Source organism: Streptomyces caniferus (genome assembly GCF_009811555.1).
Taxonomy (GTDB): domain Bacteria; phylum Actinomycetota; class Actinomycetes; order Streptomycetales; family Streptomycetaceae; genus Streptomyces; species Streptomyces caniferus.
The window spans coordinates 4,756,895-4,768,753 of the sequence record NZ_BLIN01000005.1; the positions used below are offsets into that span (position 1 = coordinate 4,756,895).

Here is an 11,859-nt window from a genome sequence, read left to right on the forward strand (position 1 = left end):
GTGGTACCAGCAGGGCGGACTCCGCTTGCTCGTTAGACTGAGCCGACCGCAGTACCCCCATTTCCGGGGGTCCGGGAGGAAACTCCCGATGAGACAGTTGCGAGGAGCGCACGTGGGCCTTGTCGTGCAGAAGTACGGCGGCTCATCCGTTGCGGATGCCGAGGGCATCAAGCGCGTTGCCAAGCGAGTCGTCGAAGCCAAGAAGAACGGCAACCAGGTTGTCGTGGTGGTTTCGGCGATGGGCGACACGACGGACGAGCTGATCGATCTCGCGCAGGAAGTGTCCCCGATTCCGTCGGGGCGCGAGTTCGACATGCTGCTGACCGCCGGAGAGCGGATCTCCATGGCCCTGCTGGCGATGGCGATCAAAAACCTCGGTCACGAGGCGCAGTCCTTCACCGGTAGCCAGGCCGGTGTCATCACCGATTCCGTGCACAACAAGGCACGGATCATCGATGTCACGCCGGGCCGCATCAAGACCTCCGTCGACGAGGGCAATATCGCCATCGTCGCCGGGTTCCAGGGCGTGTCCCAGGACAAGAAGGACATCACGACGCTGGGGCGCGGTGGGTCGGACACGACCGCCGTCGCGCTGGCGGCCGCCCTGGACGCCGATGTCTGTGAGATCTACACCGATGTGGACGGTGTCTTCACCGCCGACCCCCGGGTCGTGAAGAAGGCCCGGAAGATCGACTGGATCTCCTTCGAGGACATGCTGGAGCTGGCCAGCTCCGGATCCAAGGTGCTGCTGCACCGTTGCGTCGAGTACGCACGCCGTTACAACATCCCGATCCACGTCCGCTCGTCCTTCTCGGGACTGAAGGGCACCTGGGTCAGCAACGAACCGCAAGGGGACCAGCCGATGGAGCAGGCAATCATCTCGGGCGTCGCACATGACACCTCCGAGGCGAAGGTCACGGTCGTCGGGGTCCCGGACAAGCCGGGCGAGGCCGCGCGCATCTTCCGTGCGATCGCGGACTCCGAGGTCAACATCGACATGGTCGTGCAGAACGTGTCCGCCGCGTCGACCGGTCTGACCGACATCTCCTTCACGCTGCCCAAGGCCGAGGGCCGCAAGGCCGTCGCCGCCCTGGAGCGGACCCGTGCGGCGGTCGGCTTCGACTCGCTGCGCTACGACGACCAGATCGCCAAGATCTCGCTGGTCGGCGCGGGGATGAAGACCAACCCGGGCGTCACGGCGACGTTCTTCGAGGCGCTGTCGAACGCGGGCGTGAACATCGAGCTCATCTCGACCTCCGAGATCCGCATCTCGGTCGTCACCCGTGCCGATGACGTCAACGAGGCCGTACGCGCCGTCCACACCGCTTTCGGTCTCGACACCGACAGCGACGAGGCCGTGGTCTATGGCGGCACCGGCCGATGATTCCGGCCGAGGCGGGCCGTCCGTCCCTCGCTGACACGGCGTGGGCGGACGCCCGTACGGCCGCCAAGCCGCATCTCGCCGTCGTCGGTGCCACCGGCGCCGTCGGCTCGGTCCTGCTCGGCATCCTGTCCGAGCGGGCCGACATCTGGGGCGAGATCCGGCTGATCGCCTCTCCCCGCTCGGCCGGCCGCAAGCTGACCGTGCGGGGCGAGCAGGTCGAGGTCGTCGCGCTGAGCGAGGAGGCCTTCGAGGGCATCGACGTCGCGATGTTCGACGTCCCCGACGAGGTCTCCGCGCAGTGGGCACCGATCGCGGTGTCCAAGGGCGCGGTGGTCGTGGACAACTCCGGCACGTTCCGGATGGACCCGGACGTGCCGCTCGTCGTGCCCGAGGTCAATGCGCACACGGCCCGGGTGCGGCCGCGCGGCATCATCGCCAACCCGAACTGCACGACGCTCTCGATGATCGTCGCGCTGGGTGCGCTGCATGCCGAGTACGGGTTGAGCGAGCTGATCGTCTCCTCGTACCAAGCCGTCTCCGGGACGGGGCGGGCCGGCGTCGACACCTTGCGGGCGCAGCTGTCCGCGGTGTCCGGTACGGAGCTGGGGACCGCGCCCGGCGATGTGCGGCGGGCCGTCGGCGACACGCTGGGACCCTTCCCGGCACCGATCGCCCTCAATGTCGTGCCCTGGGCGGGCTCGCTCCAGGAGGACGGCTGGTCCTCCGAGGAACTCAAGATCCGTAACGAGTCCCGCAAGATCCTGGGGATGCCGGACCTGCCGGTCACCGCGACCTGCGTACGGGTGCCGGTGATCACCACGCACTCCCTGACCGTGCACGCCCGGTTCGAGAACGAGGTCTCGGTCGGCGGCGCGCACGAGATCCTGGCCGCGGCCCCCGGGGTCGTCCTCAGCGACGACCCGGCCGAGGGCGAGTACCCGACGCCCGCCGATGTCGTCGGTACGGATCCGACCTGGGTCGGTCGCGTACGGCGCTCGCTGGACGATCCGCGGGCGCTGGAGCTGTTCGTGTGCGGGGACAACCTGCGCAAGGGGGCGGCCTTGAACACGGCGCAGGTCGGGGAGCTGGTGGCGGCGGAGCTTCGGAGGTAGACCCGGCTGTTCGGCGGCTGGAGCGGCCTGGGGGCTGGAGGCCAGGGGGCGGTGGGGTGGCCCGGGGCCGGCTTCCCGGGCCGGGTGATCTCGTGGGGCTCGGTGGGCTGGTGGGGCGTTGCTGTGCAGGCTTCCCGCGGACTCTTGATGAGGGCGATGCTGTGCGGGCTCCGCACGGGCTTCTGATGAGGTGCCCCCGCGCGGGCTCCGTACGGATTTCTGAGGTTGCGACCCCGGGCGCGCTCCGCGCGGTCTTCTGGAGGGACTCGGCGCGAACTCCGCGGAGACTTCTGATCGAGTGCCGATGTGGGCTCCCCCGTAGAACCGGTGGGAGAGCGATGACGGCTCCCCGGTGGATCCGGGTGTGGGTGCCGATGCGGCTCCCCAGTACTTTCGGCCGGAATGTCGAGTCGGCCTGTGGCCCTGGTGCGGGGGCGACTTGGCGGGATCGGCCTCATGGGGCGACCGCCTGGGCGATACTTCGTGGGGGCGTGTGAAGATTCTGTGAGCGAATTGCTGGTCCGAACCTCTTGATCTGGGCTGACGACCTGTTCGACCATTCGCTCCCCGCCGCACTGCAACCGGCAGTTGGGCGGGGGCGTCTTTGTGGCCGCCCTCAGGGGTGGCTCGGCGTGTCCGCGGGCCGCAGGGTGAGGCCCCGGGTAGCGGGGAATTCGCGTCGGGGTAATTAGGGCATTCAGGAAGAGCTGGTACGCATGAGGGCATTTGATGCATCGTCAAAAGCGGTGCCTTGCGCGTACAACCCTTATAGGGGGAAGCGTGTCCAACAGGCGTGGCAGAGGTACTCGGATTCACCATCGCCCCAGCGGGGGCAGCGGGCGCAACAGTGCGCCCGCCGCGGCCCCTTGCGTCCGGGGGCATGCCAGTGATCGCTCCCTGGCCCACCACGCGTCCCGCGCAGATTCCTCCGCAGCGTGGGGACACTGACGACGCGATGGCAGCGGGCACCACAGTCGACCACCTCACCGAGACCTACCGGGCGCACTACCGCTCCCTGCTCGGTCTCGCCGCGCTGCTCCTCGACGACACCGCCTCGTGCGAGGACGTCGTCCAGGAGGCCTTCATCCGCGTGCACTCCGCGCGCGGACGGGTGCGCGAACCCGAGAAGACCCTCGCCTATCTCCGGCAGACGGTCGTCAACCTCTCGCGCTCCGCGCTGCGTCGCCGCATCCTCGGGCTCAAGCTGCTCTCCAAGCCGATGCCCGACATGGCGAGCGCCGAGGAGGGCGCCTACGACCTGCTCGAACGGGACCAGCTGATCCAGGCGATGCGCGGTCTGCAGCGCCGGCAGCGCGAGGTGCTGGTACTGCGCTACTTCGCCGATATGACCGAGGCGCAGGTCGCTGAGACGCTGGGCATATCGCTCGGCTCCGTCAAGGCCTACGGGTCGCGGGGCATCGCGGCGCTCCGCGTCGCGATGGAGGCTCCGGCATGAGTGGCACAGCGTTTGGCCGGTACGACCCGTTCGACTCGTGTGGCCCGTCAGGAACGACCCGCCCGGGCCGCCCGGGCCCTCCGCTGACGTCGAGCGGTCCGCATGACCCGATCACCCTGAACACCCCGAACACCCCGATCACCCCGAGCAGGCCGGCCCCCCCGGGCCAGGCCGCCCATCCGAACCATGCGATCGACCCGATGAACCAGAGCGGCGCCCGTGGCCACGGGCTCGGCCCGCTCGCCCCGGAGCGCGGGGCCACCCCGTACAGCCGTCCCCGTAGCCCGGAGGGCCCGGCCGGAGTCCGCGGGGCTCCCGGCGAGGCGGCGCGTGGGCTGTATGCGGCGCGTGAGGCACAGGAACACCCGGGGGGCGAGCCGGGCGAGGGCCGCCGACGCGGAGACTCGTTCGGGCCGGGCGCGAAAACCGGCCAAAATTCCGGCAACGGCGATGACATCGGTGTCGCGGAGTCGGCAGCCGCTGCTGACACGGAGCGGGTGCCTGGCCGTACGGGGCAGGCGCCTGGCGGGGCGGACGGCGCGGCGACTGGTGCGGACGATGCAGCGGCTGGTGTGGACGGCGCAGCCCCCGGTGCAGGCGACGTGGCCGTCAGCGCGGACTACTACGCGGTGGCCGACACGGACGACGCGGTGGCCGACGCCGAGGGAGCACCCACGGGCCGGGCGGGGGTACCGCTCGGTGCCCGAGGCGGGGCGGATGCCGGTGACGGGTCCGACAGCCACGCGTACGGCAACGAGGCACCCTCCGGCCCGCCCTTCGGCGGCGGCGCGGGCGACGGCCACGGCCGCAGCCACCCCACCGGCGGCTTCGGCGACGAGGACGACCTGAGGCGGCTGCTGCAGTCCCGCGTGGGCGGCCTCGAACCCGCGCCGGACGCGCTGGACCAGCTGCGCCGCGCGGTACCCGCCCGCCGTCAGCGCCGTCGGCATGTCGTCCTGGGCGCCGCCGCCGCGCTGCTGCTCGGCGGTACGTCCATCCCCGCCATGGTCCACGTGGTGAGCATGGCCGACAGCTCCGAGGAACGCGCCGCGAACGCGGCCAGCAACCAGCGCGCCCAGGGCGGTACCGGCGGCCTGCACGGCGAGGGCACCGAGCAGGCCGGCCCGCGTCCCACCCAGAAGGGCGGCGAGACGCCGGGCAAGGGCCTGCCGGAGGGCAAGGGCAAGGCCAAGGGGAAGGACGGTGCGGGCCCCGGCGCGGGCGCCGGCACGCCCGCCCCCGACGAGACCATGGACGTCACCTCGCCGGCCTGCGGGCGCGACCAGCTCGGCCAGGGCAGCAGCACGGTCGCCCCGGCGGACTCCACGGGCCGCATCTACGGCACGTTCCGGGTGGTCAACACGTCCGGCGCCGCCTGCTCCGTCGAGGGCGGCGGCACCGTCGGCCTGGTCGCGCAGGGCTCCACGAACCCCGACCGCATCCATGTCGTCGACCACACCTCGGGCGACGAGGCCACCGGCCTGCCCGACCCGGCCACCACCCCCGACCAGCTGGTGCTCAAGCCGGGGGAGGCGTACGAGGTCAAGTTCGCCTGGATCCCGCAGTCCGGCGGCGGCGCCACCGGATGCGTCAACCCCGGCCCCTCGCCGACTCCCGAGGCCTCCAAGGACCCGGGGCAGTCCCCGGACGCCGGGAACACGGCGACGGGCGACAGCGGCGGTGGCGGCCAGGCGGGCGGCGACGAGGGTGCCGGGGGCGGCAGCGCGTCCGGTGGAATCGTTCTCAGCCATACGCCGGAAGCCGGCGAGCCCGCCGCGGCCGACGCGAAGATCTCGGATGCCTGCGCCGGAACGGTGTACCGCACGGAGGCACTGGCGACCTCCTAAGCGGTGCCGTCCTGGCGGCCTCCTGCGCGGTGCCGCCTTGACGGCCTGGGCCGCGTCTTCGTCCTCCCGCCTGCCCCTTCGAGGCCTGGCCTTCGGGCGATGGCCTGTCCTTCGGGGGCGACGGGAGGGTGGTCGTGAGGGCGGCGCGAGGGCGGTCGCGAGGGCGGCGGCAGGGCCCGGCAGCCGACCTGCCCAGGTCCTCGCGGTGGGGCATGGCCGGGGAGGGGGCGGTGCGGCCCCGTCGCACGGGCCCCGTACCGTGGTGGTGTGTACCGGTTCCTGCTGACCCCGCGGTGGTGGGGAATCAATGTGTTCGCCGTACTGGCGATTCCGTTCTGCATCTTCATGGGCAGCTGGCAGCTGAGCCGCTTCGAGGACCGCGTCAACACCCACCAGCAGCAGGAAGACCGCTCCGCCCGGGCCAAGACCGCGGCGGCCCGACCGCTGGCCGATCTGCTCCCCGTCGACACGGTCACCTCCGGCCGGCAGGCCAGCGCCCGCGGGCACTACGACACCGGGCACCAACTGCTCGTACCGGCCCGCACGTTGAAGGACAAGCACGGTGAGCGGCAGGGCTTCTACGTCCTCAGCCTGCTGCGCACGGACGGTGGCAAGGCCCTGCCGGTCGTACGGGGCTGGCTGCCCGGCGACGCCGGCACGAAGGCCGACACGGCACGGGTGCCCGCGCCCCCCAAGGGGGAGGTGACGGTCACCGGAGCGCTGCAGGCCTCCGAGAACCAGGGCACCGACGGCGTCCAGGCCGGCGGCGGGCTGCCGCAGGGGCAGCTCGGCATGATCAGCGCGGCATCGCTGGTCAACATCGTGCCGTACGAGGTCTACGACGCCTGGATCACGCTCACCGACGCCCCGGCGCCACTGCACGCCGTCCCGCCGGCCGCCGCCGAAGGCAGCGGCCTGGACCTCAAGGCCTTCCAGAACCTCGGTTACACCGGCGAGTGGTTCGTCTTCGCCGGCTTCGTCGTCTTCATGTGGTTCCGCCTCTTCCGCCGCGACGCCGAGGCCGCCAAGGACGCGGCGCTGGGGATCGCGCCGGAGGGGGACGAGGGCGGGCCCAGGGTGGCGACTGGAGCGGTGGCCGAAGCTGCGGCCGAGGCTACGGAGGGGGATTCGACCGGGGCTGGGGCTTCGACGGGGGCCGCAGCTGGCGCTTCGATCGGGGCTTCGACGGGGGCCGCAGCTGGCGCTTCGATCGGGGCTTCGGCTCAGGACGAGGGACAGGGCGCGGGCGAAGGCGAGGCGGCACGGGCCGGACAGGCCTGAGCCCGGCCGAGGGGCATCCGCTACTGCAACCCTGTTGCACCTGGTCAGAGGCCGTATCACGGCAGTAGCCGCAATGGAATCGGCGTGCCACGGTAGGCCATATGGCAGGCAACCGCACCCCTTCGCACGGCCATGATCATGACCACGGGGACCACGGTGACCATCGGGACCATCAGGGTCACTGGGTCCACCAGGACCACGGTGACCGCTGGGAGCGTAGTGACCGCGGGGATCAGCGCGACCGCTCTGACCGAGGTGACCACCCTGATCGAGGTGACCGCCCTGACCGGCGCGACCTCCCACGCCACCTTGACCACCGTGACCACCGCGAGAGCCGTGGTCAGGACCGTGGCGCCGTAGACATTGCCCCTGCCGGTCACGGCCCGGGGGAGACGGAGCGCCCGCGTCACGTCCACGCGCACGCCCCTCACTACGACCACGACCCTCACCCGATTCACGTCCACAACCACGACCACGACCACACGCATGACCCTCGCGGTTCCGGCCGCGGGGCGCGGATCCGGCACCGGCTCGCCCATCTCGTCACCCCGCACAGCCACGCCGCCATGGACAAGGTCGACACCGCGATGGAGACCTCCCGCGAGGGCCTGCGCACGCTGTGGCTCTCGCTCGGCATCCTGGGCCTGACCAGCGTGATCCAGCTGGCGGTCGTCGCGCTGTCGGGGTCGGTGGCGCTGCTCGGCGACACCATCCACAACGCCGCCGACGCGCTGACCGCCGTTCCGCTGGGCATCGCCTTCGTCCTCGGGCGGCGGGCCGCGAACCGTCGATACACCTACGGCTACGGCCGGGCCGAGGATCTCGCGGGTGTCGCCATCGTGCTGACGATCGCCGCCTCCTCGGCGCTGGCCGCCTACGAGGCCGTGGACCGTCTGCTGAACCCCCGCGACATCACCCACCTGTGGGCCGTGGCAGCGGCCGCCGTGGCCGGGTTCATCGGCAACGAATGGGTGGCCCGCTACCGCATCCGCACCGGCCGCAAGATCGGCTCGGCCGCGCTCGTGGCCGACGGCCTGCACGCCCGTACCGACGGCTTCACCTCCCTCGCCGTCCTCCTCGGCGCGGGCGGCGCGGCGCTCGGCTGGCGGGCGGCCGACCCGCTCATCGGGCTGCTGATCACCGCCGCGATCCTCATGGTGCTGCGCGATGCCGCCAGGGAGGTCTACCGGCGGCTGATGGACTGCGTCGATCCCGCCCTCATCGATGCCGCCGAGACGGCGCTGCGCGCGGTGGACGGCGTCCGCGGCGTCGGGCAGGTCCGTATGCGCTGGATCGGCCATACCTTGCGTGCCGAGGCCGATATCGTCGTCGACTCCCGTCTGACCGTGGTGCAGGCCCACGCACTCGCCGTCGCCGCGGAACACGCCCTGATCCACGCCGTCCCCCGGCTCACCGCCGCGACCGTGCACACCGACCACACCAGCGACGGCACGGATCCCCATGAGGCCTTGGCACATCACGCCACTGCTTGACGGGCCCCCGCCCCCGCCCCCGCCCCGCCCTCCCCTCCCACCACTCACCAGAGGACCCCGCCCCTGCCCCGGCCGGCTCCCCCGAGGCCCCAGCCATCTCCCTGCCGGGGGTCCCCCCCCCCGGGTCGGGGGACCCCAGCAGGGGCGCCCCGGCCCGGGCCCCCGCCAGACGCCCCCGCGCTCCCCCTCCTCTCCGCTCTCCCGCTAGCTCTTCTCGATCACATGGCGCTGGGCGAAGTCGAGCTCCAGGCGGACCTGCTTGATGCGTTCCTCCACGACCAGGGAGCCGTGTCCGGCGTCGTAGCGGTAGACCTCGTGCGGATGGCTGCGGCCCTCCAGGCGCTGGACGTAGTTCTCCACCTGCTGGATCGGGCAGCGGGGGTCGTTGACGCCCGCGGAGATGTAGACCGGCGCCCGCACCGCATCCACATACGTCAGCGGTGAAGATGCCTCGAAGCGCTCCGGAACCTCCTCGGGGGTGCCGCCCAGCAGGGTCCGGTCCATCGCCTTGAGGGCTTCCATCTCGTCGTTGTACGCCGTGACGTAGTCCGCGACCGGGACCGCCGCCAGGCCCACCGCCCAGGCCTCCGGCTGCGTGCCGAGCCCCAGCAGCGTGAGGTAGCCGCCCCAGGAGCCGCCCGCCAGCACCAGCCGCGCCGGATCCGCCAGGCCGGACGAGACCGCCCACTCGCGCACCGCGGCGATGTCCTCCAGCTCGATCAGCCCGACGCGATGCTTGAGCGCGTCCGTCCAGGCGCGGCCGTAGCCGGTCGAGCCGCGGTAGTTGACGCGTACGACAGCGAAACCGTGGTCCACCCAGGCCGCGGGGGACGAGGCGAATGCGTCGCTGTCGTGCCAGGTCGGGCCGCCGTGGATGTCGAAGACCGTCGGGAAGGGGCCCTCGCCCGCCGGCTGCTGCACCAGCGCGTGGATGCGGCCACCGGGGCCCTCCACCCATACGTCCCGCACGGGCACCGAGCCGGGCGCCTTCATACCGGGCGGGTCCAGTACGACCTTGCCGCTCGTCGACCGCACCTCCGGGGGCTGGGCCGCCGACGACCACAGGAACTCCACCGTGCCGTCCGGCCGTGCCGTCGCACCCGAGACCGTGCCGGCGGGGGTCTCGACCCGCGTCAGCCGAGTGTGGCCGGTCGCGGCCGTCGCGTCCGGGGTACCGGCCGGAGCCCCGGCGCCGCCCGGCTCACCCAGTTCGTAGCGCCACAGCTCGCTGCGGGCCTGGTACTCGTGCTCCACCAGCAGCGCCGACCCGTCGGGATACCAGTCGGCACCCACGTCTCCGGGGAGGTCTATCTCCAGAGCCGTTTCCGTCCCGGTCAGCGGATCCCAGATCATCGGCTCCCAGCGGCCCCGCCGCTGGTGCCCCACCAGCAGCCGGGCGTCCCCGTCCACCGGTGCGAAACCCATCACCGACAGGCCCAGCTCCTCGGTCCCGCCGTTGGTGTCGTCCAGCTCCGCGACCGTGGAGCCGTCGGGCCGCACGACGCGGATCGCGGAGTGCATGGCATCGCCGTGCTCGGTGTGCTCCAGGGCGATCAGCGAGCCGTCGTGCGAAAGATCGCCGACGCCCGCCGACTCACGGTGCCGGTAGATCTCCACCGGCGCCTCCCCCGGCCGTACGACATGGACCGTCGAGCCCTCCTCGTCCGTGGAGCAGCCGACGACCGCCGTACCGTCCCGGCCGATCGCCAGGCCCCCCGGATACGAGGCGGCGAGCCCCGGCGTGGCCGGCTCGTCCGGACCGCCGGCGAACGGCTGTCGCATCCAGACGCCGAACTCGTCCCCGTCGGTGTCCGAGAACCACCAGATCCAGTGGCCGTCCGGCGACAGCGTCCCGTCCGTCGTGCCGTTCGGCCGGTCCGTGGCCTGGCGCTGACTGCCGGTCGCCCGGTCCCAGGCGTACAGCTCGAAGGTGCCCGTGGCGTTCGAGACGAACAAGGAACGGTCCGGGGCGTCCTCGGCCCAGTCCGGCAGCCCGATCCGCGGCGCACGGAAGCGCTTCTCCCAGTCGGGCATCGTGGCTTCCGCGCCGCTGGAGTCCGCCGAACCCGTCGAGCCCGCCGAGCCGCGTGAATCCTCCGCCGCTCCGCCTGTCACCACTATCGGATCGGCCGAGGCCGTACCCGTCCCGGAGGAGTGGCGGGGATCGTTCGTCGGAGGGTTCGGAGCGGTGGAGTGGCCTGGTCCTGCGGTCGTCTCGTCAGTCATGGGCCCATTCTGCGCCCGGCGCCGGAAATCCGTTGGCGAGGGCCACCAGGCTGTGGATAACTTCGCCATATGCGACAACGCACCGGCCCCGACGACTGGTGGGAGGCCAACCGCGCGATGTGGGACGAGCGTGTTGCCATCCACACCGCGAGCGATTATTACGACCAGGACGGATTCCGCAGGGCGCGCGACGTGCTGCGCGACTTCGAGGTCGCGGAGGTCGGAGAGGTCGCCGGCCGGTCCCTCCTCCACCTCCAGTGCCACTTCGGCCAGGACACCCTTTCCTGGGCCCATCGCGGTGCCGCCCGCGTCGTCGGCCTGGACTTCTCCGAACCCGCCATCGACGCCGCCCGCGAGCTGGCCGCCGAGCTCGGTTACGCCCCGGACCGCGCGGCATTCGTCGCCGCCGACGTCTATGACGCCGCCGAAGCCGTCCCCGACACCGCGTACGACATCGTCTACACCGGCATCGGCGCCCTGAACTGGCTCCCGGACCTGCAGCGCTGGGCCGACACCGCCGCCTCCCTCGTCGCTCCCGGCGGCTTCCTCTACCTCGCCGAATTCCACCCGCTGTGCGACGCCCTGGACGACGAGACCGGATCGCGCATCGTCCACGATTACTTCAGCCGCGACGCATGGGTGGACGAAAGCCCCGGAACGTACACGGATTTCGACGCACCGACGGTCAACAACCGCAGCGTCGAATGGCAGCACCCCATCGGCGATGTCGTCTCCGCCCTGGCCGCCACCGGCCTGCGCATCGACTTCCTGCACGAGCACGACATGACGATGTTCCAGCGCTTCACCGCCTTGCGCCGCGCCGCCGACGGCTACCACCGGTTCCCCGGCGACCGCCCCCGCATCCCCCTCATGTATTCGCTGAAGGCGAGCCGCAACGGCTGAGGTAGGGGAGGGAGCCAGTGGGGAGGAGGGGAGCGGAGCGCCGTCCCCTGCCCGGGCCCCGCTCTCCGACCCCCGGGGCGGTTGATCTGTCGCACCGGTCACCTGGCGGGCGGCGGCGGACGGCGGCGAGTAGCGAGCGCAGGGAAGCCCCTGTGTC

General features: G+C 71.8%; 9 protein-coding genes. 7 read left to right on the top strand and 2 right to left on the bottom strand.

All coding sequences use genetic code 11. From position 1 onward, the window contains the following. Positions 1 to 112 precede the first annotated feature (112 nt). The 5 genes from Scani_RS37400 (at position 113) to Scani_RS37420 (ending at position 7,080) form a co-directional block, all read left to right on the top strand. Positions 113 to 1,384, top strand: a complete 1,272-nt coding sequence (locus Scani_RS37400; protein ID WP_088799022.1) for an aspartate kinase — start codon at positions 113 to 115, stop codon at positions 1,382 to 1,384. Further along, positions 1,381 to 2,496 carry an aspartate-semialdehyde dehydrogenase gene (locus Scani_RS37405; RefSeq protein WP_159482084.1) on the top strand — a complete coding sequence of 372 codons (1,116 nt, stop codon included), beginning with the start codon at positions 1,381 to 1,383 and terminating at the stop codon, positions 2,494 to 2,496. Before Scani_RS37400 ends, Scani_RS37405 begins: the two co-directional genes overlap by 4 nt. 793 nt (positions 2,497 to 3,289) lie before the next feature. Continuing rightward, positions 3,290 to 3,952 carry a SigE family RNA polymerase sigma factor gene (locus Scani_RS37410; protein WP_174872809.1) on the top strand — a complete coding sequence of 221 codons (663 nt, stop codon included), beginning with the start codon at positions 3,290 to 3,292 and terminating at the stop codon, positions 3,950 to 3,952. A 602-nt stretch (positions 3,953 to 4,554) separates the two neighbouring features. Beyond that, a complete protein-coding gene (locus Scani_RS37415; protein ID WP_159482085.1) occupies positions 4,555 to 5,799 on the top strand; it encodes a hypothetical protein in 1,245 nt (414 codons plus the stop codon). 267 nt (positions 5,800 to 6,066) lie between these two features. Beyond that, entirely contained in the window at positions 6,067 to 7,080 is a 1,014-nt protein-coding gene (locus Scani_RS37420; protein WP_159482086.1) for an SURF1 family protein, read from the top strand. Between the two features lie 56 nt (positions 7,081 to 7,136). Here the strand turns inward: Scani_RS37420 and Scani_RS40165 are convergent, their stop codons facing one another. Next, positions 7,137 to 7,496, bottom strand: a complete 360-nt coding sequence (locus Scani_RS40165; protein ID WP_167538110.1) for a hypothetical protein — start codon at positions 7,494 to 7,496, stop codon at positions 7,137 to 7,139. A 102-nt stretch (positions 7,497 to 7,598) separates the two neighbouring features. Here Scani_RS40165 and Scani_RS37425 point away from each other — a divergent pair, with 102 nt between their 5' ends. Next, positions 7,599 to 8,573, top strand: coding sequence for a cation diffusion facilitator family transporter (locus Scani_RS37425; RefSeq protein ID WP_159482604.1), 975 nt, complete (start codon positions 7,599 to 7,601; stop codon positions 8,571 to 8,573). A 204-nt stretch (positions 8,574 to 8,777) separates the two neighbouring features. Here the strand turns inward: Scani_RS37425 and Scani_RS37430 are convergent, their stop codons facing one another. Continuing rightward, positions 8,778 to 10,607 carry a S9 family peptidase gene (locus tag Scani_RS37430; protein ID WP_159482603.1) on the bottom strand — a complete coding sequence of 610 codons (1,830 nt, stop codon included), beginning with the start codon at positions 10,605 to 10,607 and terminating at the stop codon, positions 8,778 to 8,780. Between the two features lie 261 nt (positions 10,608 to 10,868). Between Scani_RS37430 and Scani_RS37435 the strand changes: the two genes are divergently transcribed. After that, positions 10,869 to 11,702: a class I SAM-dependent methyltransferase gene (locus tag Scani_RS37435; RefSeq protein WP_159482087.1), complete on the top strand. Its 834-nt coding sequence runs from the start codon at positions 10,869 to 10,871 to the stop codon at positions 11,700 to 11,702. The last annotated feature ends 157 nt before the right edge of the window (positions 11,703 to 11,859 follow it).